Origin of the sequence: Sphingopyxis soli (assembly GCF_018682675.1) — a bacterium.
GTDB classification, from domain to species: Bacteria; Pseudomonadota; Alphaproteobacteria; order Sphingomonadales; family Sphingomonadaceae; genus Sphingopyxis; species Sphingopyxis soli.
Window position 1 is genome coordinate 15,412 of the sequence record NZ_JAFMTR010000089.1, and the last position, 21,407, is coordinate 36,818.

General features: G+C 68.8%; 19 protein-coding genes and 1 riboswitch. Of the genes, 9 read left to right on the plus strand and 10 right to left on the minus strand.

The window, feature by feature from the left end; translation table 11 throughout:
* Positions 1-8 precede the first annotated feature (8 nt).
* From J1N50_RS13720 to J1N50_RS13740, 5 genes are all read left to right on the plus strand, one after another.
* On the plus strand, positions 9-647 hold the full coding sequence (locus J1N50_RS13720) for a TetR/AcrR family transcriptional regulator (protein WP_246553503.1): 639 nt from the start codon (positions 9-11) through the stop codon (positions 645-647).
* A gap of 56 nt (positions 648-703) precedes the next feature.
* Positions 704-928, plus strand: a riboswitch (cobalamin riboswitch).
* Positions 929-1,105: 177 nt separating this feature from the next.
* Positions 1,106-3,028, plus strand: a complete 1,923-nt coding sequence (locus tag J1N50_RS13725) for a TonB-dependent receptor plug domain-containing protein (RefSeq protein ID WP_246553505.1) — start codon at positions 1,106-1,108, stop codon at positions 3,026-3,028.
* A 118-nt stretch (positions 3,029-3,146) separates the two neighbouring features.
* Positions 3,147-4,004, plus strand: coding sequence for an ABC transporter substrate-binding protein (locus J1N50_RS13730; protein WP_215354417.1), 858 nt, complete (start codon positions 3,147-3,149; stop codon positions 4,002-4,004).
* A complete protein-coding gene (locus tag J1N50_RS13735; protein WP_215354419.1) occupies positions 4,001-4,987 on the plus strand; it encodes a FecCD family ABC transporter permease in 987 nt (328 codons plus the stop codon). Before J1N50_RS13730 ends, J1N50_RS13735 begins: the two co-directional genes overlap by 4 nt.
* Entirely contained in the window at positions 4,981-5,763 is a 783-nt protein-coding gene (locus tag J1N50_RS13740) for an ABC transporter ATP-binding protein (protein WP_215354421.1), read from the plus strand. The genes J1N50_RS13735 and J1N50_RS13740 overlap by 7 nt, the downstream gene beginning before the upstream one ends.
* A gap of 36 nt (positions 5,764-5,799) precedes the next feature.
* Here the strand turns inward: J1N50_RS13740 and J1N50_RS13745 are convergent, their stop codons facing one another.
* The gene (locus tag J1N50_RS13745) at positions 5,800-7,086 is read right to left on the minus strand and encodes a cytochrome P450 (protein WP_215354423.1); all 1,287 of its coding nucleotides are present in this window, start codon (positions 7,084-7,086) and stop codon (positions 5,800-5,802) included.
* A gap of 122 nt (positions 7,087-7,208) precedes the next feature.
* Here J1N50_RS13745 and J1N50_RS13750 point away from each other — a divergent pair, with 122 nt between their 5' ends.
* Complete coding sequence (locus J1N50_RS13750; RefSeq protein WP_215354426.1) at positions 7,209-9,911, plus strand: M1 family metallopeptidase; 2,703 nt, start codon at positions 7,209-7,211, stop codon at positions 9,909-9,911.
* A 169-nt stretch (positions 9,912-10,080) separates the two neighbouring features.
* Here the strand turns inward: J1N50_RS13750 and J1N50_RS13755 are convergent, their stop codons facing one another.
* Together J1N50_RS13755 and J1N50_RS13760 are read right to left on the minus strand one after the other, a co-directional pair.
* Positions 10,081-10,527: a globin family protein gene (locus tag J1N50_RS13755; RefSeq protein WP_215354429.1), complete on the minus strand. Its 447-nt coding sequence runs from the start codon at positions 10,525-10,527 to the stop codon at positions 10,081-10,083.
* Between the two features lie 7 nt (positions 10,528-10,534).
* Positions 10,535-12,130 (minus strand): helicase HerA-like domain-containing protein, encoded by a 1,596-nt coding sequence (locus J1N50_RS13760; RefSeq protein ID WP_343827056.1) that lies wholly within the window; start codon positions 12,128-12,130, stop codon positions 10,535-10,537.
* Positions 12,131-12,266: 136 nt separating this feature from the next.
* On the opposite strand from J1N50_RS13760, the gene J1N50_RS13765 reads away from it, so the two are divergent.
* From J1N50_RS13765 to J1N50_RS13775, 3 genes are all read left to right on the plus strand, one after another.
* Positions 12,267-13,226 carry a bile acid:sodium symporter family protein gene (locus J1N50_RS13765; RefSeq protein WP_215354431.1) on the plus strand — a complete coding sequence of 320 codons (960 nt, stop codon included), beginning with the start codon at positions 12,267-12,269 and terminating at the stop codon, positions 13,224-13,226.
* 64 nt (positions 13,227-13,290) lie between these two features.
* Positions 13,291-14,502 carry a toxic anion resistance protein gene (locus tag J1N50_RS13770; protein ID WP_215354434.1) on the plus strand — a complete coding sequence of 404 codons (1,212 nt, stop codon included), beginning with the start codon at positions 13,291-13,293 and terminating at the stop codon, positions 14,500-14,502.
* Positions 14,503-14,516: 14 nt separating this feature from the next.
* A complete protein-coding gene (locus J1N50_RS13775; protein WP_246553507.1) occupies positions 14,517-15,269 on the plus strand; it encodes a hypothetical protein in 753 nt (250 codons plus the stop codon).
* A 27-nt stretch (positions 15,270-15,296) separates the two neighbouring features.
* Here the strand turns inward: J1N50_RS13775 and J1N50_RS13780 are convergent, their stop codons facing one another.
* The 7 genes from J1N50_RS13780 to J1N50_RS13810 all read right to left on the minus strand — a co-directional run bounded on the left by J1N50_RS13780 (position 15,297) and on the right by J1N50_RS13810 (position 21,322).
* Positions 15,297-15,620, minus strand: a complete 324-nt coding sequence (locus J1N50_RS13780; protein ID WP_215354439.1) for a hypothetical protein — start codon at positions 15,618-15,620, stop codon at positions 15,297-15,299.
* The gene (locus tag J1N50_RS13785; RefSeq protein ID WP_343227888.1) at positions 15,617-16,204 is read right to left on the minus strand and encodes an RNA polymerase sigma factor; all 588 of its coding nucleotides are present in this window, start codon (positions 16,202-16,204) and stop codon (positions 15,617-15,619) included. Before J1N50_RS13785 ends, J1N50_RS13780 begins: the two co-directional genes overlap by 4 nt.
* Positions 16,152-16,760 carry a hypothetical protein gene (locus J1N50_RS13790; RefSeq protein WP_215354445.1) on the minus strand — a complete coding sequence of 203 codons (609 nt, stop codon included), beginning with the start codon at positions 16,758-16,760 and terminating at the stop codon, positions 16,152-16,154. Before J1N50_RS13790 ends, J1N50_RS13785 begins: the two co-directional genes overlap by 53 nt.
* A gap of 701 nt (positions 16,761-17,461) precedes the next feature.
* On the minus strand, positions 17,462-19,222 hold the full coding sequence (locus J1N50_RS13795) for a GGDEF domain-containing protein (RefSeq protein WP_246553508.1): 1,761 nt from the start codon (positions 19,220-19,222) through the stop codon (positions 17,462-17,464).
* Between the two features lie 43 nt (positions 19,223-19,265).
* Positions 19,266-19,568, minus strand: coding sequence for a DUF1905 domain-containing protein (locus J1N50_RS13800; RefSeq protein ID WP_215354448.1), 303 nt, complete (start codon positions 19,566-19,568; stop codon positions 19,266-19,268).
* A gap of 5 nt (positions 19,569-19,573) precedes the next feature.
* Complete coding sequence (locus tag J1N50_RS13805) at positions 19,574-19,786, minus strand: hypothetical protein (protein WP_246553510.1); 213 nt, start codon at positions 19,784-19,786, stop codon at positions 19,574-19,576.
* Between the two features lie 27 nt (positions 19,787-19,813).
* Complete coding sequence (locus tag J1N50_RS13810) at positions 19,814-21,322, minus strand: YifB family Mg chelatase-like AAA ATPase (protein ID WP_215354454.1); 1,509 nt, start codon at positions 21,320-21,322, stop codon at positions 19,814-19,816.
* Positions 21,323-21,407 lie beyond the last annotated feature (85 nt).

A 21,407-nucleotide genomic window follows, 5' to 3' on the forward strand; every position in this document is an offset into this window, starting at 1 on the left:
CAATCGAAATGATACCAGATGGTACGGCACCCGCCGACGATGCTGTAGCGCAGCGCCGCAAGGCGTTTATCGACGCCGCCCGCGAAGCCTTTTTCGCCAACGGCTATGCCGGCACGACAATGTCGTCGATCGCGAGCAAGGTCGGCGGGTCAAAGACCACGCTGTGGAGCTATTTCCCCTCGAAAGAGGATCTGTTCGCAGCGATCGTCGACGATATCGTCCACCATTACGGACAGGTGCTTTCGATCGACTTGCCCGTCGACCGCCCCGTGCCCGAAGTGCTGCGCAATTTCGGCAATGTGCTGATGACCAAGCTGACGTCGCCGCCGCTACTGTCGCTTTACCGTCTCGTCGTCGGTGAGGCCGATCGTTTCCCGCATCTTGCCGAGACCTTCTACGATCGCGGCCCCCGGCGCGGGAAAGCGCGCGCGGCCGAATGGGTCGCCGAAAAGATGGTGCGCGGAGAGATAAGGATGGGCGACCCGATGCGAGCGGTGCAGCATTTCTCGGGCCTCTGCCAGTCGGGCGTCTACCAGTTCGCCCTGCTTGGCATGCGCGAGGCCGGAGATATCGACCGTCTCGCCGAGGAAGTCGATCTGGCGGTCGAGCATTTCTGCCGCGCCTGGTGCCCGCCCGCACCCGAATAAGAAAGCCGATTGCCAAAATATGCCATCGCGCTATGGGCGGCGGCGCGGGGTCTTGGCCTCGCATGATCGCGCCGGTGCCCCGAAAGGGGCTTAATAGGGAACGCGGTAGGAAGGATGGCGCGCGCCACCCTTCGAAGCCGAGGCTGTCCCTGCAACTGTAAGCGGTGAGCGCGATGCACCGCCCCGGAGCCGTCCGGGGCAGCCACTGGGCCCAGCCCGGGAAGGCGTGCATCAAGCGATGACCCGCGAGCCAGGAGACCTGCCGGCGTGGGTCGCTCAATGCCTTTGGTCCAGGGAAAGACCGGGGCACGGGATATTCCGTCGAGCGACGACCAGGCGGCGGGTCCGCCGCGGTGCAGGATGCGTGGGCCCTTTACGCCACCCCGCTCCCTGCGCCGGCCGGTCGCAGGACGTGCCCGGCAGGCCCCGCCTTCGTTGCTGGCGTACGGGGGATTCCCATGTTGAAGAGCCTTTCCATTTCCGTGCTTACCCTGGCGGCGACGCCTGCCCTTGCCGAAGCCGGCGACATCGCCGACCGGCCGGGCGAGGAAATCATCGTTTCAGCGTCGCGATCGGGCGAGGGGGTCGAAGCCGACAAGCTCGGCGCGTCGGTTACCGTCATCGCGCCCGATACGCTCGAGGCGCGCCAGACGCGCATCGTCTCCGACGTGCTGCGCGACGTCCCGGGTGTTGCCGTGAACCGCATCGGCGCGGTCGGGGGCCAGACGCAGATCCGCATCCGCGGCACCGAGGCCAATCACGTCCTCGTCCTCATCGACGGCATCGAGGCGGCCGATCCCTTTCAGGGCGAGTTTGATTTCGGTACGCTGATCGCCGACCCCGCGGCACGGATCGAGGTGCTGCGCGGCCAGCAATCGTCGCTTTACGGCTCCGACGCGATCGGCGGCGTGATCAACTATATCACCCTGTCGGGCCGCGAGGCGCCGGGCTATGCCGCGCGCATCGAGGGCGGCAGCTTCGGCACGATCAGCGGCGGCGCGCGCGCCGCGGGCGCATCGGGCGATTTCGACTATGCGCTGTCGGGCTCCTACTACGGCACCGACGGCTATGCGACCGCGCGCGGCGGCACCCGCGACGTCGGATCGGACAGCGTCGGCGCGACCGCGAAGCTGGGCTGGACTCCGGGCGAGGCCTTCAAGCTGACCGGCGTGCTCCGCTACAGCTATACCGATGCCGATACCAACAACAGCGAGTTCGATCCGACGAGCCCGTTCTTCGGCTATACGGTCGACAGCCCCGGCGTGCATTACCGGAACGAGGCCTTCTACGGCCTGCTCTCTGCGCAGTTCAGCGCACTCGACGGCCGCTGGGTGAGCACGCTTTCGGGCCAGTTCGCCGACGCGACGCGCAAGAGCTATACCAGCTTCGGGCTCGATTATGGCAACAAGGGCCAGCGCTATAAAGGCAGCTTCACCTCCAGCCTGTCGCTCGGGACCGCCGCGCTGACCCACCGGCTGACCGCCGCGGTCGACGTGGAGCGGGAGAATTTCCGCAGCCTCAGCCCCTTCGCCTTTCAGGGCAAGCGCCACACCGACAATCTCGGCATCGTCGGCCAATATGAGCTGATCGGCGACGCCTTCTCGCTCGGCGCCTCGGTGCGCCACGACGACAATAACCGTTTTGCCAATGCGACCACCTGGCGCGTGCAGGGCAGCTATCGCCTGCCGACCGGCACCCGCGTCCGCGCCGCCTATGGCACCGGGATCAAGAACCCCGGCTATTACGAACTCTACGGCTTCATCGACGGCATCTACATCGGCAACCCCGACCTCAAGCCCGAAAAGTCGAAGGGCTGGGAGGCCGGGATCGAACAGAGCTTCGGCGCCGACAATTGGGCGACGCTCGGCATCACCTGGTTCGATTCGAAGCTGACGGACGAGATCTTCACCGATTATCCGCCGCCGAATTTCGTCGCGACCCCCTCGAACCGCGCGACCGTCAGCAAGCAGCACGGCATCGAAGCCTTCGCGACGGCGCAGCCGATCCCCCAGCTCCGCTTCGATCTCGCCTATACATGGCTGAAATCGCGCGAGAATGGCGTCGCCGAAATCCGCCGCCCGAAGCATGTCGCGAGCTTCAACACCACCGTGACCAGCACCGACCGGCGCCTCGCCGGGACGCTGACGCTGCGCTACAACGGCCGCACCACCGACAGCGCCTATATCGACCCGAGCTATATTCCGGTCACCGTCGCGCTGAAGGAGTATGTCCTCGTCAACCTCGGCCTCGATTACAAGGTCAGCGGCGCGATCTCGATCTTCGGGCGCGTCGAGAATCTGCTGGGCGAGGATTATGAGGAGGTGTTCAGCTTCGTCGGCTCCGGACGCGCTGCCTATGGCGGCGTGCGGTTGAGCTTCTGACGATGAAGCCGCAACGCCCCGCAGGCGTTGACCTCCGCCGCAGGCTCGTCCCCCAAGCGGCGCCGGCGAAGCGTCCGTTCCGCAAACCGACCGTTCGCACGCAAGCGGGGATCGAGGTTTGAGGCGTACCCGCCTCGCCCTCGGCGCGCTGTTGGCGGCGACCGGCGCGGGCGCGCTCTGGGCGGCAGCGCCTGCGAGCGCGCCCGAGGCGCCGGCCGCACCCGACCGCATCGTCTCGATCAACCTCTGCACCGACCAGCTCGTCCTCGCGCTCGCCGACCGGCGCCAGATCGCGGGGTTGACGCGCAACGCGATCGATCCCGAAATGTCGGGTGCCGCCATCACGGCGCGCGGCCTGCCGCTGCTCGGCAATTCGGCCGAGCAGATCCTCGCGATCGATCCCGACCTTGTCGTCGGGATGCCCGCGAGCCGCAGCGCCGCGCTCGCCGCGCTCCCGCGCCGGACCTACCCTCTGCTCGATGTCGACAACGCGACCACGCTGGACCAGATCTACGCCTCGATCCGGCAGACCGCCAAGGCGGTCGGCCACGTCGGCCGCGGCGAAGCGCTCGTCGCGCGGATGCAGGCCGAGCTCGCGGACCTGCCGAAGCCCGGGCGCGGCCGCGTCGCGGCCTATTACCAGCGGCGCGGCTATATGACCGGGACGGGGACATTGGTCGACGAGCTGATAGGCCGCACCGGTCTCGTCAACCTCGCCCGAAAGCTCGGCAAGCCGCCGCTGTCGCAGCTCAGCCTCGAGGAGATGGTCGCCGCGCAGCCCGATTTCCTGATCGTCGAAAGCGCGACCGACACCGTCACCGACCAGGGCAGCGAAATGCTCCACCATCCCGCGCTGAAGCACATTCCGCGCATCAGCATTCCGGAGGCTTGGACCGTGTGCGGCAGTCCCGGCTATGCGAGCGCCGCGCGCGCGATCGTCGCGCAGATCGCCGCGATCGACCGGGGCGCCCGATGAGCCGCTCGCTGCTCCTCGCGCTGCTCGCCGCGCTGACGCTCGCCGCCGCGATCGCCTCGCTGCTGTTCGGCCCCGTCGACCTGTCGGTCGGCCGGTTGCTTGCCGCCGCATCGGGCCATGGCGATCCGATCGCGACCACGATCCTCTTCGAGCTGCGCCTGCCGCGCACGGCGCTGGCCTTGGCCGTCGGCGCAATCCTCGGCCTCGCGGGCGCCGCGCTGCAGGGCTATCTGCGCAACCCGCTTGCCGAGCCCTCGGTGCTCGGCACCTCGAACGCCGCCGCGCTCGGCGGGGTCGCCGCGCTCTATTTCGGTTTCGCGCAAATCCACCCCGCCGTGCTGCCGCTGCTCGCGATCGGCGGTGCGCTGCTCTCGCTCGCCCTACTCTTCGCGCTCGCCGGACGTTCGGAAAGTCCATTGACGCTGATCCTCGCCGGGCTCGCGGTCGGCACGCTCGCCGTCGCCGGAACCAGCCTTGCGCTCAACCTGTCGCCCAACCCCTTCGCGGCGATGGAGATCATGACCTGGCTGCTCGGCAGCCTCGAAAACCGGTCGTTCGAGCATGTCCGGATCGCGCTGCCGTGCGTCGCGATCGGCGCGGCGATGCTGCTCTGGAACAGCCGCGCGCTCGACGCGCTGACGCTGGGCGAGGATGCCGCGCAGGCGCTCGGCGTCGATATCCGCCGCCTTCGCCTCCGCCTGCTTGTCGGCACCGCGATCGGGGTCGGCGGCGCCGTCGCGGTGGCGGGCGCGATCGGCTTCGTCGGGCTGATCGTCCCGCACCTGATCCGACCGCTCACCGACCGCAGCCCCTCGGCGACCCTGCTGCCCTCGGCAATCGGCGGCGCGGCGCTGCTGGTTCTCGCCGACATCGGGGTGCGGATCGTCCCGACGACGAACGAACTGAAACTCGGCGTCGTCACCGCCTTCCTCGGCGTCCCGATATTCCTTGTCCACCTGATGCGGGAGAAGCGGATATGGTGACGCTCACCCTCGACCGGGTCGGCGTCGCGCTCGGCCGCCGCCGCGTCGTCCGCGACATCAGCGCCGCGTTCGCCGCGGGCACGCTGACCGGCGTCGTCGGCCCCAATGGCGCGGGCAAGTCGACGCTGGCGCGCGCGATGCTCGCGCTTGTCCCCGCGACTGGCGCCGTGCGGATCGACGGCGACGATGTGGCGGCGCTGCCGCGCGCCGGGCTCGCGCGCCGCATCGCCTATCTGCCGCAGGGCCAGACCCTGCACTGGCCGCTCACCGTCGAGCGGCTCGTCGGCCTCGGCCGCCTGCCGCACCTCGCGCCGATGTCGCGGATCGCCGATGGCGACGCCGCCGCGATCGAACGCGCGATGGCGCGCGCCGATGTGCTCGATCTCAGGGACCGTATCGCAACCGAGCTTTCGGGTGGCGAGCGCGCGCGGACACTGTTCGCGCGCGCGCTCGCGGTCGAGGCGCCCGCGCTGATCGCCGACGAGCCGCTCGCCAGCCTCGACCCCGGCCACCAGATCGATGTGATGGAATTGCTCCGCGCCGAGGCCGACACGGGCAAGCTGGTGATCGCAGTGCTCCACGATCTCACCATGGCGGCGCGCTACTGCGACCGGCTGCTTGTCATCGACCGGGGCACGATCGTGGCCGACGGCACGCCACGCGACGTGCTGACGCCCGACCTGCTGCGCGCGGTCTATGGCATCGACGCACGGATCGAGACCGGCGGCGACTGGCCGACCGTCACCACCTTCGGCCGCGCGCAACCACCCGATTAACCGCCAACCGCGCTGAACTACCCGCCGACGCTCTGTCTACGCCGCCTCGAACCGGATCGGCAGCCGCTTCAGCCCGCCGACGAACACCGATTCGACCCGCGCCGGCTCGCCCGCCAGTTCCAGCCTTTTCAGCCGCGGCAACAGCTCTTCCATCATGATCCGCATTTCCATCCGCGCGAGATGCTGGCCCAGACACACATGCGCGCCGAAGCCGAAGGCGATCTGCTGGTTCTTGTCGCGATCGGGGTCGAAGGCGAAGGGATCGGCGAAAACCGCCTCGTCGCGATTGCCCGAGACATAGTTCAGCATCAGCCAGTCGCCTTCGCGGATCGTCTGCCCGCCGATCTCGACGTCCTCGCGCGCGCTGCGCATGAAATGCTGCACCGGGGTCGTCCAGCGGATCGCCTCCTCGATCAGCCCCGCCTTGTCGGTCCCGGCATCGCGAAAGCGCTCGAACAGCGCCGGGTTTTTCGCCAGCTCCATGATCGCCCCCGCGGTCGAGGCGCTGGTCGTGTCGTGCCCGGCGGTCGCGATGATCATATAATAGCCCGCAAGCTCGCGGTCGGGGATCTGCTCGCCGCCGACCATCGCGTTGGCGATCACCGTCGCGATATCCTCGCGCGGATTCGTCCGGCGGTCGGCGGTGAGTTCGCGGAAATAGGTCTCGAAGTCGGCGATGACATAGTGGAGCATCGCGATCGCCTGCTCGGCGCTGGTGATCTCGACCTTGTTGCGGTTGAGTTCCGGATCGGTCGAGCCGAACAATTGCTGCGTCAGCATCAGCATCCGCGGCTCGTCCTCGGGCGGAACGCCGAGGATGTCCATGATGACGCGCAGCGGATAATGCGCCGCGACGTCGCGCGCGAAATCGGTCTCGCCGCCCGCCTCCAGCATCCGGTCGACCGTCTCGCGCGCGATGAGGCGGATGCGATCTTCGACGATCTTCAGATTCTTCGGCATGAACCAGCTCTGCGTCAGCAGACGGTATTTCATATGGTCGGGCGCGTCCATCTGCACCAGCGAGCGAATGAGGTGGCCGTCATTGTTCGGCGTCGCGGCGCGCGCCAGGGCTTCGCCGTCGCGGTTGGTGAGCACGGTCGGGCGGATGCCGTTCGCAAAGCGCTGCGGATCGCGGCTGATCGCCATGATGTCGGCGTGCCGCGTGACCAGCCAGAAGGGATCGTGATCGGGGTTTTCGGCCACCGCGAGCGGCGCGTTGGCGCGCGCCCAGGCGAGCTGCTCGTGAAGCGGTTCCCAATCGCCATAGGCAACGGGGTTGACGACCGCGGCGGATACCTCTCCAGGCAATATAGGTTTTGTCATGCAACCGAAGCTGCCCCAACTCCTGTCGTCTGTCGAGCCTTGTCGCGAATCCGCCGAAACTTGTCTTTGCGCAAATCGGGGCGTGGGCTTAGGCGCGCCCAAACCATATCGGGGATCGCATCATGAAAAAATATCCGACTCGCCATCTTCTCGTCGCCGCCGCCTCGTCGCTCAGCCTTGCCGCCTGCGCCGCGCAGCCGGGGATCGCCCCCGCCGCGCCGGTCGCCGCCGCGCCCGCCTTCACCGGCGCCCCGCTCGACGCCGGCGTCCCCAGCCAGCTGCCCCGAATCGCGCGCCCGCTGCACTATGCGATCAGCGTGACCCCCGATGCGCAGGCGCTGACCTTCGCCGGCGAGGCCGCGATCGACATCGAGCTCTATGAAGCGTCGGCGACGCTGACGCTCAACGCGCTCGACCTCAAATTCGCCGGCGCGACGCTCACCGGCGCCGACGGCAAGGCGGTTCCGCTGACCGTCGCGACCGATGCCGCGGCGCAGACCGCGACCTTCACCGCCCCCGCGCCGCTCGCGCCCGGCCGCTATCGCCTGACCACCGCCTATACCGGCGTCATCAACACGCAGGCAAACGGGCTCTTCGCGCTCGACTATCCCGACAAGACGACGGGCAAGGAGGTGCGCGGGCTCTTCACCCAGTTCGAGGCGCCGGACGCGCGCCGCTTCGTCCCCAGTTTCGACGAGCCGAGCTACAAGGCGACCTTCGACCTCGCGGTGACCGTGCCCGAGGGCGACCTCGCGGTCAGCAACATGCCGGTGGCGAGCGAAACCCCGGCCCAGGGCGGGCGGAAAAAGGTCGTGTTCCGGACCTCGCCCAAAATGTCGTCCTACCTGCTCTTTTTCGCAACGGGCCAGTTCGAACGGCTCGCGGCGAAGAGCGAAAGCGGCGCCGAGGTCGGCATCGTCTCGCCAAAGGGATCGGGGGAGCAGGCGCGCTTCGCGCTCGACAGCCTCGGCCCGCTGCTCACTTACTACAGCGACTATTTCGGCCAACCCTATCCGCTGCCCAAGCTCGACAATGTCGCGGGGCCCGGCCAGTCGCAATTCTTCGGCGCGATGGAAAATTGGGGCGCGATCTTCACCTTCGAACGCATCCTGCTCGACGATCCGAAGATCACCAGCGACGCGACGCGGCAGGAAATCTACACCACGCAATCGCACGAGGTCGCGCACCAATGGTTCGGCGACCTCGTGACGATGGCGTGGTGGGACGACCTCTGGCTCAACGAGGGCTTCGCGAGCTGGATGGAAACCAAGTCGACCGATCATTTCCATCCCGACTGGCAGCCGCTGCTCGACCGTGTCGGCGGCCGCGAGCGCGCGATGGGGCTCGACGCCTTCGCGACCACGCACCCGATCGTCCAGACGATCCGCACCGTCGAGGATACCAACCAGGCTTTCGACGCGATCACCTATCAAAAGGGCGAAGCCGTCATCACGATGCTCGAATCCTATGCGGGCGAGGACGTCTGGCGCGATGGCCTCCGCGCCTACATGGCGAAACATAAATATGCGAACACGCGCACCGACGACCTGTGGAACGCGGTCGAAGCCGCAGGCGCGAAGGGTCTGACGGCGATCGCGCACGACTTCACCGGCCAGCCGGGCATCCCGCTGCTCCGCGTCGGCGCGGTAAGCTGCGCGGGCGGCAACACCACCGTCGCGCTGACGCAGGGCGAATTTTCGCGCGACCGCAAGGACAGTATCGAGGCGCAGGGCCGCCGCTGGCAGGTGCCCGTGCTCGCGCAGGCGGGCGAGGGCGCGATCGCGCGGCAGGTGGTGTCGGGCGGCGCCGGCACGCTGACCCTTCCCGGCTGCGGTCCGGTGCTGATCAACGCCGGGCAGGCGGGCTATTATCGCACCCTTTATTCGCCCGCCGCGCTCGCCGCCTTGCGCGGCCGGTTCGCATCGCTCGCCCCGATCGACCAGCTCGGGCTGCTCGGCGACAATTTCGCGCTCGCCAATGCCGGTTATCAGCCGATGGGCGCCGCGCTCGGCCTGCTCGCGGCGACGCCGAAGGACGCCAACCAGAAGGTGCTCGGCGAAGCCGCCGGCCGCTACGAAATCCTCTACGACTATTTCGACGACCAGCCCGCGCTGCGGGGACAGATCGCCGCGCGCGCCAGCGCCGCGCTGTCGCCCGCGATGGCGCGCCTCGGCTTCGACCCGCGTCCCGGCGAGCCCGCGCTCGACGCGATCCTGCGCTCCGACCTGCTCGATTCGCTCGGCGCGATGGGCGACCCGGCGGTGCTGGCGGAGGCGCGGCGCCGCTTCGCATGGCTCGACCGCGATCCCGCCGCGCTCGACGGGCCGCTGAAGTCGCGCTGGATCGGCATCGTCGCCGCCAACGCCAGCGCGACCGAATGGGACAAGCTGCGCGCGATGGCAAAGGCGTCGAAATCGGCGGTCGAACGCAGCGCCTTCTACACCAGGCTCGGCAGCGCCAAGGATCCGGCGCTCGCGAAGCGCGCGCTGGCGCTCGCGCTCACCGACGAGCCGGGCAAGACGGTCAGCGCCGCAATCATCAGCACGGTCGCGCGCACCCACCCCGAGCTGGCGGTCGATTTCGCGCAGGCGAACCGCACCGCGGTCGACGGGCTGATCGACGCGGCGTCGCGCGCGCGCTTCGTCGCCGGGCTGGCCGCCTGGTCGAACGACCCGACGATGATCGCGAAGCTCGAAGCGATTGCGGCGCCGCTACCCGCCGACGCCCGCAAACCCTATGACAAGACGATCGCCAGCCTCAAGGAACGCAGCGCCAGCCGCCCGCGCATCAAGGGCGAAATCGCCGCCTGGCTGAAGTCGAAGTAGCCAGCCATCTATGCTCGTCCTTCCCGCGCAGGCAGAAAACCCGCTATTTCCCTCTTCGTGCCTTTGCGCCTTTGCGTGAGACTATTCAGGACTCGCGCAAAGGCGCGAAGAGAAGGCAAGAAGACGATAGGAAAGCGGGGTCACCGCCTGCGCGGGGATGACAAGGATGTCATTCGGCGAGCTGCGGCGCTCCGGCGGGCATCGCGCTCTTCCACTCCTTGCGCGCCTTGCGGATCATCGCTTTAAGCGCATCGGCGTGGCGCTGCCATGCCGACTTGGCCTCAACCGTCCATTCCGTGCCGGCGGCCTTGCCCAGTTCATCGACCGTCATATCGATGAAGGCGTCATATTCGGCGATCGGCAACGCGCCATAGCTGCGGTGGGTGAACACCAGTTCGGTCACCAGCGGCCAGACCCAGCCCTCGCCCTTCGCAAGGCCCAGCATCATGTCGAGCGTCTCGTCGGTCATTCGCCGCGACGCGGCATCGACCGAGATGAAGCTCGCCCGCCGTTCGGGAAAGGCCGCGAAGAAGCGCTCGAACAGCGGCAGGCGGATATCCGCGCCAGCGGCGGCGATCAGGCTCGCCTCCATCGCCGCCGCGTCCGCCGGTATCATCGGTGGCTCATTTGAAAAGGCTACCCAAAATCCCGCGCATCAGCTGGCCGCCGAACTTGCCCGCGACCTGTCGGCCGAGGCTCGTCGCCGCCGACCGCGCCGCCGACTGGATCATCTTGTCGGCCATCGACGGCTTGGCAGCCTCGCGCGCCGCCGCCTTTTCCTGTTGCAGCCGCACCCGCTCCTCGGCGGCCTTGCGCTTCGCCTCTTCCTTCGCGGCGATCGCGGCCTGCTTTTCGGCCTCGGCCTGCGCTTTCGCCTCGACCGCCGCCGCCTGCGCCTGCTCGGCCTTGGCGGCAAGCAATTCCTCGGCGCTTTCGCGGTCGACCGCCGTGTCATATTTGCCCGCGACCGGGGAGATCGACTGGATGATCGCGCGCTCCCTGGCGTCGAGCGGGCCGGCGCGCGAGCAGGGCGGCTTGATCAGCGTGCGCTCGACCGGCGAGGGCGCCCCGTCGGCCATCAGCAGCGAGACGAGCGCCTCGCCGACCTTCAGCTCGGTGATCTCGCGCGCGACATCGACTTTCGGATTGGGGCGGAAGGTGTCGGCGGCGGCCTTCACCGCTTTCTGGTCGCGCGGGGTGAAGGCGCGCAGCGCGTGCTGGACGCGGTTGCCAAGCTGCGCCGCAACATCCTCGGGCACGTCGATCGGGTTCTGCGTAACGAAATAGACCCCGACGCCCTTCGAACGGATCAGGCGGACGACCTGCTCGATCTTCTCGGTCAGCGCGGGCGGCGCGTCGTCGAACAGCAGATGCGCCTCGTCGAAGAAGAAGACGAGCTTTGGCTTGTCGGGGTCGCCGACCTCGGGAAGCGTCTCGAACATTTCGGACAGCAGCCAGAGCAGGAAGGTCGCATAGAGCTTCGGGCTCGCCATCAGCTTGTCGGCGGCGAGGATATTCAGGTAGCCGCGACCGTTCTCGTCGGTGCGGATCATGTCCTGGATGTCGAGCGCGGGCTCGCCGAAGAAATGGTCGCCGCCCTGGCTCTCCAGCGTCAGCAGCTGGCGCTGGATCGTGCCGACCGTGGCCTTCGACACATTGCCATATTTGGTCGTCAGCTCGTCGGCATTCTCGGCGCACCAGGCGAGCATCGCCTGCAGATCGCCCAGATCGAGCAGCAGCAGATTCTGCTCGTCGGCCACGCGGAAGGCGATCGCGAGCACGCCTTCCTGCACCTCGTTGAGCCCCATCAGCCGCGCAAGCAGCAACGGTCCCATTTCCGAAATCGTCGTGCGAATGGGATGCCCCTGCTCGCCGAACAGATCCCAGAAGATCACCGGATTGTCGTGATAGGCCCAATCGCTGTCGCCGATCTCGGCGGCGCGCGCGGCGAAAATCTCGTGCATCTTCGATGTCGGGCTGCCCGCCATCGCCATGCCGGCAAGGTCGCCCTTCACGTCGGCGACGAACACCGGCACGCCGACCGCCGAAAAGCCCTCGGCCAGGCCCTGCAGGGTCACCGTCTTGCCGGTTCCGGTCGCGCCCGCGATCAGCCCGTGGCGGTTCGCCCGCTTCAGCACCAGCGACTGGCGCGGCCCGTCGGGCGCTCCGCCGCCGCCTAGGCCGATGTAGATTTCGGTCGCTTCGCTGCCGTCGCTCACTCTGCATTCCTCCATTCGGGCACCCGATCAACGGTCTAGTGCGGAGGACAAGGTCAGGCAATCGGCAAAGCCGCGCGCGAGGCGCGCGCGCCAGAAGCCTTGCCAACCCCGCCGCATCGCGCCATCGCTGGCCCCGATGCTTTCGCGCCTCTTCCCCGACCGCTTCGTCCCCGTGCTGCTCGCGACAATCCTGCTCGCCAGCCTGCTGCCGGTGCGCGGCGCCGCGGTGCCTGTGGCGCAGGGGCTGTCGACCGCCGCGATCGTCTTCCTGTTTTTCCTGAATGGCGTCCGCCTGCCGCGCGACGAAGTACTCCACGGCATCCGCAACTGGAAGCTGCAGGGCAGCGCGCTCGCCTTCTGCTTCGGCGTCATGGCGCTGCTCGGCCTCGCCGCGCAGGCGGCGACCGCGCCCGTCCTGCCCGCCACCCTCGCGCTGGGCTTCCTCTTCCTCGGCATCCTGCCCTCGACCGTCCAGTCGGCGACTGCCGCGAGCAGCCTCGCCGGCGGCAATGTCGCCGCCAGCGTCGTCGCCGCCGCGCTGCTCAACCTCACCGGCGTCGCCGCCTCGCCGCTGCTTTTCGCCGCGCTCGCGGGAGCAGAGGGCGAGATTCACGGGCAAGCGGTGCTGCGCATCGTCGCGATCCTGCTGCTTCCCTTCGTTGCCGGGCAGCTCGTCCAGCGCTGGCTGCGCCCGTGGGTGCTGGCGAACCGCGGCCTCGCGACTGTCATGGACCGCACCGCGATCGCCATCGCGGTCTATGTCGCCTTCTCGGCGGCGGTCGTCGCGGGCATATGGGGCCTGCTCGACGGGCGCGAGATCGGGATCGTCTTTGCGGCCGTCGCCGTGCTGCTCGCGCTGTCCTTTGGCGGCGCGTGGGCGCTCGGCGGCCTGCTGAATCTCGCCCGCGCCGACCGCATCACCCTGCTATTCTCGGGCGCGCAAAAGAGCATCGCGGTCGGCGCGCCGCTCGCCGCGACGCTGTTCCCGCCCGCGACCGCCGGCATGGTGCTGGTCCCGATCCTCGTCTATCATATGGCGCAGCTGATCCTCTCGGCGTGGATCGCGCCCATACTCGCGCGGCGCCAAGAGGTGTAGTGCTTGAATAATACAGGACTGCGTGCCATATAGTCTGGCGGCATAGGGGTTGGAAGGAACAGGAATGAGCGAAGAGACCGTGACGGCCACCGCACCCGAAACACTGACGCTGACGCCGCCCGAACCCGTCCCCGCCGTGGCGCCCGAAAAGGCTGCGGGCCTGGTCCCGCTGTCGGGCGAACAGAAATCGAAGCTCGAGGAGCGCGTCGACAGCTTCATCGACGACCTTGTCGCGCAGGACGAGAATTCGCCCGAATTCGGCAAGCGCGTCGACCAGATCACCAATATGGGCCGCAAGGAGATGCTGGAGGCGGCGAGCCACAGCAACCGCTTCCTCGACCGCCCGATCCGCGCGATGGACCGCGACACCGACATCGGCCAGAGCCTCATCGAGCTCCGCACCACGGTCGAACGGCTCGATCCCTCGGCGAACGGCAAGCTGCTCAGCAAACGCGGCTTCCTCGACAAGATTTTCGGCAGCAAGATCAACAATTATTTCGCGCAATACCGCAGCGCGCAGACGCATATCGGCGGCATCCTGACCGCCTTGTCGAACGGCAAGGACGAGCTCTTGATGGACAATGCCGCAATCGACGTCGAGCGCCGCAAGATGTGGGAATCGATGGGCAAGCTCGAGCAGATGATCCACATCTCGAGGACGCTCGACGAGCGGCTGGAGGCGAAGGCGACCGAGCTCGACGGCAGCGATCCCGCCAAGGCGAAGATTATCCGCGAAAACGCCCTTTTCTACGCCCGCCAGCGCACGCAGGATCTGCTGACGCAGATGGCGGTGACGGTGCAGGGCTATCTCGCGCTCGATCTGGTCAAGAAGAACAATGTCGAGCTGGTGAAGGGCGTCGACCGCGCCTCCACCACCACCGTCGGCGCGCTCAAGACCGCGATCACCGTCGCGCAGGCGATGACGAACCAGAAGCTCGTCCTCGAACAGATCACCGCGCTCAACACTACGACCGCGAACATCATCGACGGCACGTCGAAGATGCTGAAGGACAACACCGCGCGCATCCACGAGCAGGCGGCATCGAGCACCATCCCGATGGAAACGCTGCAGCGCGCCTTCCAGAATATCTACGACACGATGGACGCGATCGACACCTTCAAGGTCAAGGCGCTCGACACGATGAAGACGACCGTGACCACGCTCGAAGGCGAGGTCGCCAAGTCGAAAGGCTATATCGCGCGCGCCGAGGGTGCATCGCAGGCGCAGGCGAGCGTCGGCGGCGAGGGCAGCCCGCTCGCCGCGCTCGAAGGCTGAGGCAAATCATGTCGATGAGCGAAGTCGATCAGGTCCGGCTTTCGGCGGCCTCCGCGATCGAACGGTCGCGCGAGCGGCGCCGACCGATCGGCACCAAGAGCGTGGCGCTGCGCCGCCAGCATCTCTACAGAAAGCTCGGCCGCGTCCTCGTCGCGGGCGGCATCGTCCTGATCGGCGCGGCGCTGTTCGGCGCGCTGGTCCAGCCTTTGGGCTTCACTGGCCTGCTCGCGCTGTTCGTGCTGCTGATCGGCGTCGCGGTGCTGTTCGGCAAATGGCCGCCCTTCCCCGAGCCGCGCCAGCAGGATCTGCCGAAGACCGACCTCAAGCAACTCGCCGGCCGCACCGAGATCTGGCTCGAGGCCCAGCGCCCCGCCCTCCCCGCGCCGGCGCGCCAGCTCGTCGACGGCATCGGCGTCCAGCTCGACCTGCTCGCGCCGCAGCTCCAGACGCTCGACGCGTCGAGCCCGGCGGCGGCGAACATCCGCAAGCTCGTCGGCGAAGACCTGCCCGAACTCGTCGCGGGCTATCAGCGCATTCCCGCGGGCCTCCGCAAGGAAGCCCATGCCGGGCGCACCCCCGACGAAACGCTCGTCGGCGGGCTCACGATGCTCGAACGCGAAATCGGCGACGCCGCGCGCAGTCTCGCCGCGGGCGAACTCGACAAGCTCGCGACGCGCGAACGCTATCTCCAGCTCAAATATCAGGATCTCCAGCTCAAATATCAGGGCATCGAGGGCGAGGATAAGCCGGTGGCGGACCGGCCCTAGCTTGCCAGGCGCCGCTCCCGTTCGTCCTTAAAGCCGCCGCAGCCGCTGCGTCCCCGCGAACCACAGTGCGAGGACGAGCAGCAGTGGAGGGGCAAGGCCCCAGTGCGCGGGCCCCGCGAGCGGCGCGAGCAGGTCCGACGACGACAGCAGCCACAGCGCCGCGAGCAACGCGCCGATCGCCAGAGCTTCGAAAGCAAAGCTCTTCCAGAAGCGGCGCTCGGCGCGCGCCAGCGCCGCCTCGGCATCGATCCGGCGCTCGACGCGGACCAGAAACGCGCGGTCACCCGGCCGCGCGGGCGGCGCCAACGCTGCGCCCAGCATCGCGTCGATAGCCTCGTCGGACTGCGTCATGATGGGCCTCCTTCGCCGATCATCTTCTGCGCCTTTGCGCGCCCGCGCAAGACCAGCGATTTGAGCGTACCGAGCGGCACCCCCATGATTTCCGCCGCCTCGCCGTGCGAGCAGCCGTGGCCGAAGCACAGGGTGAGCGCGGCGCGCTCCTGCGGCGACAGGCCGGCGAGCAGGCGTTCGGCGTCGAGCGCGGCGTCGCTTGCCGGCCGCGGGTCGCTCGACGTCGGGACATCTTCGCCGGCCGCCAGCCCCTCGCGCCGCCGCGCCGTGCGCCGCTGGTCGAGGAACAGCCGCCAGCCGATCCCCATGACCCACGCGGCATAGCTGCCCTGCCCCCGATAGTCGCGCGCGCGGGTCCAGGCGCGCACGAACGCCTCCTGCGCCAGGTCGTCGGCATCGCTCCCCGCGACGCGCGACAGGAAGGCGCGCAACCGCCCCTCGTGCCGCAGCACGAGGAGCTGGAAAGCGGCGCGATCTCCCCCGGCAACGCGCTGGTTGAGGGCCCAATCGGCATCCGCGGCGCCTTCATCGTCACGCAGCGCCGCGCTCCTCGGCGGCCGCTGCGCGTGCGAGGCGGCGGCGATAGAGCAGCGCGGCGCCGACGAAGGCGGGAAACAGCGCGGCGCCCGCCGACAGGCGGATCAGCTGCTCATGCCCCTGGATCAGTCCGAAGCCCGCCATCGCGAGCCCGATCGCCAGCAGCACCAGCCCGTTGCGGTCGTCGCCGGGCGCGTCGCCCGACTTGCCGAACCCGATGCCAAGCTGCTCGTAGGGTTTGTTGAGCTTGTCGATCATCGGCAGCGCCGCGTCGGACTTCGCCTCGAGCGCGCGGCGGATCGAGCGGTGCAGCATCCACGCGTGGAGCAGCCGCGCGAGCAGGAAAAAGCCGATCACGAACAGCGCCACCATCGTGATATTCTCGAGCAGGTTGAAGAAGCTGTCGCTTACCGCAACCAGCTCGGTGGTCGGCGGCGGCGGCGGCATGAACGACGCGATATCGCGCGGATCGATATAGGCGGCGACGTCGGCGGCGCTGATCACCTCGCCCGGCGCGACCGGCACGGTAACGCTTGCGGCGGGCGCCGGCGCGGCGGGCACCGCGGCGGCCGTGGCGGCAGCGGCGGCAAGCAAATAGCTCATATTCTCTCTCCTTCACGCCCGGGGGCGTGTGAAACCACAGGCGGCGGCTCCCGGCAAGGCGGGACGGCTGCGCCGGGGAACGCAAGCCGAGCCCGCGCGGAGCCGCCGCCAGGACCGGCATCGCGCCGATCATCGACTGGACGGCGTCGCGGCGCCAATCGGATGCAGGCCGGGCGATATTTTTTGCGCCACGACTATTCGGGCCGGATGGCGGGATCGGGACGCAACGGGACGGCCAAGCCCCGCTTCCGGCGCACCACCCCGCAATAGGTGCACCGGCCCCGCCGCGAAGGAGCCCGCCACCGCATCGCGAAAGCGGTCCGAATTTTGGTTGCGGGAGATGGATATGGCCGTTGCCGTACAAACCGGCGCGTCGTCGCGTAACCTCCCGAACGTCCGAAATGGGGTGGGGAGCTGCCGTTGGAGGAGAGAGCTGATTCCCCCTCCTGCTTGCGGGAGGGGCAGCGAGGCTTGCCAGCTTGCTGGCTAGCCGCAGCGGGGTGGGCTGATCGCAACGGCGCTGGCCCACCCCCGACCCCTCCCGCAAGCGGGAGGGGAGATTAACCGCCGCAACCGGTCGCGTCCGGTCATCCGATCCTGACCGACGCCAAGGGGAGCCATGCCCGAAACCCGTCGCGCCACCCCGGATCGACAAGACGGCCCCGACGCAGCGTTTCGGCGCGCTCGGCACGATCCGCGCCTCAGCTCGAAAACGCAGCCTCGCGGCCCGGGGCGTCGCCGGGCGGGTCGTTGAAACAGCGCTGGATGACGACGCAGTCGCGCCCGCCGCGCTTGGCGTCGTACAGCGCCTCGTCGGCGAGCCGGTAGAGCTGTTGGAAATCGCCCGCGGGGCGCACTTCGGCGACGCCGACGCTCGCGGTGACACTCCCCTCGCCGATCAGGACGCTATGATCGCAGGCGGCGATGCCGCGGCGCACGCTCTCGGCGAAGCGCGCCAGCACCATCCCTTCCATGCCCACGGTCAGCAGGCCGAACTCCTCGCCGCCGAGGCGCGCGACCGAGCACATCGGTCCTTCCCAGCGTTCGATTCGGCGCGCGACCTCGCACAGCACGGCGTCGCCCGCATCGTGGCCATGGACGTCGTTGATCGACTTGAACCGGTCGATGTCGACAACCAGCAGCGCGGCCACCAGATCGTCGGCGTGCGCGCGGGCGAGCAGCGGGGTCACGCTCTCGACGAAGCCGCGGCGGTTGAGCAGGCCCGTCAGCGGATCGCGGCGCGCAAGCTGCTGCGCAAAGGCCTCCGCCGCGCGCGCGCGGTCGCGCTCGATCCGCAGCTGCGCCAGCCGCCGCGTCGCCGACGCCGACAGCCACAGCGCCTGCCAGGTCGCGGCGAGCAGGACCATGACCTTCGACCCGCCGCCCCACAGGCTGTCGTCGACGTCGACGATGTGGATGAAGGCGAGCACCGCCATCGGCAGGCACCAGGCGGCCAGAAAATCGCGCGCCTCGACCGAACCGCGCCGCCAGGCGAGGCCAAGGCAGGCGGCGACCGCGGCGAGATCGGCCAGGATGACCAGCCCCAGCAGATCGCCCCATCGCGCCAGATTTTCGCTGCGGATCAGCGCCAGCGGCACGCCGACGACGCCGACGAACCCGCCGAGCGCGAGCGCCGCCAGACGCAGGCGCCGCGCCACGAGCCGCGCGTCGATGGCGAGCACGGCGCTGGCGGTGGCGACGGCGATCGCGAGGCAGGCGAGAAAGGTTCCGATCTTGGCCGACGCGGTGCCGGCGAGCCACGGCAGCAGGCCGAGATGCGCCTGCGACCAGACCGCACCCCACAACAGCATCGTCGCCGACCAGCCGGCCTGCCACGCAAGATAGGAGCGCCGCACCGCGACCGCGAGCGACAGGCTGTAGATCCCGCTGACGAGCAGCAGGGTCAGCGCCGCGCCGATCGCGATCGCCATCCCGGTCGACTGGACCACCGCGTCGCCTTTCGGGATCAGGCGCGCGCGGAGCAGATCGACGCTCGCCAGCCGGTCGAAGCGCATCGTCACCGCGGTCAGCGGCACCGTCCGCTCGGGCGCCTCGAACACGATCTGCCCGCCCGCCCGCCAGCGCGAGCCATAGTCGCCCTGCCGTACCTGCTGCCAACGGGTCTGCCCGTCGGCATAGGTGAAGGCGACCGCCAGCCGGTCGAAGCGCGACTGGTGGATCATCAGCGCGACGTCGCTGCGCCAGCGCCGCCCGCGCTCCGGCGCGGCGCGCAGCCAGAGGCTCGCCTTATGGTAGCCGGCAGGCGACCCGGCGCAGGAAAAGGCCAGCGAGCCAAGACCGGCATCGGGCAGGCCAAGCGGGCTTTGCGCGTGGCATAGCGGGGCACCCACTTTGAGCGTTTCGGCGTGCGACGGCACCGCCAGCAGGGCGCAGACAAGCATCGCCAGCCCCGGCAAAAGGCGGCCGCGCAGCATCGTCCACAGATTGCCCCCCGCAGTCATGTGCCTCCTATTGCATGAAAATCTTCGAAAATCTTTACCGGCGTCAGCCGCGTGGCCGCCCGATGCGCAGCCGGACCGCGATCCGGTCGCCGCGACCGATCGCTTCGGCGCGCTGCACCGCGACCTTGACCGGCACCAGATAGCCGCCGTCGCGCGGGAACAGCGCAGTGGTGAATTCGGTCGACCCGACCCGCGCGACCACCGGCACGACGCCCCAGCCATAGCTTTCGGTGAGCGCGGCATAGCGGATGTCGGCGACATGCGCGTCGGGCACGACCGCGAACAGATGAGGCGCGGGCCCGCGCCACTCGATCACCTCGGCCTCGAATTCGATATCGTCGTCCATCGCCATCAGCGCCAAACGGCGCGTCCCGTTCCATAGCCGGGGAAGCGTCGTTCAAATTCATCGACGAACAGCAGCCGCACCTCGTCAAGTCGCGCCAATAGCTCGGGCGAGAATCCCGCGAGTTCGCCATGATCGTGCAAATCGAACAGGCCGAGCAGGAATTGCTGGCACGATTCCGTTTGGACAGCCGGGCTGGAGTCAGGTTTTGGTCCGATCATCATTCGTCACCTTCGCTTCCAAGTTCGTCAGTTTCGTGGTGCCTGTCGCCGATAGCTCAGCGCTTCGGCGATATGGATGCGGCCGATGGCGTCGGCGCCCGCCAGGTCGGCGATCGTCCGCGCGACGCGCAGGATGCGCGTATAGCCCCGCGCAGACAAGCGCATCGCTTCCGCCGCCTGCGCGAGCAATTGGCGGCCGGGCTCGTCGGGCGTCGCGACGGCTTCGAGCAGGTCGCCGTCGATCTCGGCATTGGTCCGCGCCTTGTGGTCGGCATAGCGCGCGGTCTGGATATCGCGCGCCGCCGCGACGCGCGCCGCGACCTCGGCGCTCCCCTCGGCGGGCGGCGGCAGGACCAGGTCGGCGGCGCGCACCGCCTCGACCTCGACATGCAGGTCGATGCGGTCGAGCAGCGGCCCCGACAGCTTCGCCTGATAGTCGGCAGCGCAGCGCGGCGCGCGGCTGCACGCGAGCGCGGGGTCGCCGAGGTGGCCGCAGCGGCACGGGTTCATCGCCGCCACCAGCTGCACGCGCGCCGGAAAGGTCACATGCGCGTTGGCGCGCGCCACGCTGACCTCGCCCGTTTCGAGCGGCTGGCGCAGACTGTCGAGGACGCCGCGCTGGAATTCGGGCAGTTCGTCGAGGAACAGCACGCCGAGATGCGCGAGGCTGACCTCGCCCGGCCGCACGCGAAGCCCCCCGCCGACGAGCGCCGGCATCGACGCCGAATGGTGCGGCGCGCGAAACGGCCGCGCGCGCACCAGCCGCCCGCCCTCGAGACTGCCCGCGACCGACGCGATCATCGACACTTCGAGCGCTTCGGCGGGGGTCAGCTCGGGCAATATGCCCGGCATGCACGCGGCCATCAGCGACTTGCCCGATCCGGGCGGACCGCTGAACAGCAGATTATGCGCGCCCGCCGCCGCGATCTCGAGCGCGCGCTTCGCCGTCTCCTGCCCCTTGACCTGGGCCAGGTCCGCGGCGCGCGCCGGCGCCTCGACCTCGCCGGGCACCGGCGGCGACAGGATCGCCTGCCCCTTGAAATGCGCGAGCAGCGACAGGAGGTCGGGCGCCCCCAGCACCTCGACGCTTCCGGCCCACGCCGCCTCGGGCCCCTGCGCGGCGGGGCAGATCAGCCCGCGCTCGACGCTGCCTGCGTGAATGGCGGCGAGCAGCACGCCCGGCGACGCCGCCACCCGTCCGTCGAGCCCGAGCTCGCCGACGACGACATAACCCGCCAGCGTCTCGGCATCGATCACCCCCATTGCGCCCAAGAGCGCGAGCGCGATCGGCAGGTCGTAATGCGAGCCTTCCTTGGGCAGGTCGGCAGGCGACAGGTTCACCGTGATCACCTTCGGCGGCAGCGACAGGCCGATCGCGGCGATCGCCGCGCGCACACGCTCGCGGCTCTCGCCGACCGCCTTGTCGGGCAGGCCGACGACGACGAAGCGCGGCATTCCCGGCGTGATCTGGCACTGCACCTCGACCCCGCGCGCATCGATGCCGAGGTAGGCGACGGTTGAGACGATTGCGACCATGATCCCCCTTTGTTCCCGCGCCTTCTTAGGCCAAGCCGCGGGAAGGTCGAGTCAATTTATCGCCGCCTTGGCGCAATTCCCCGAT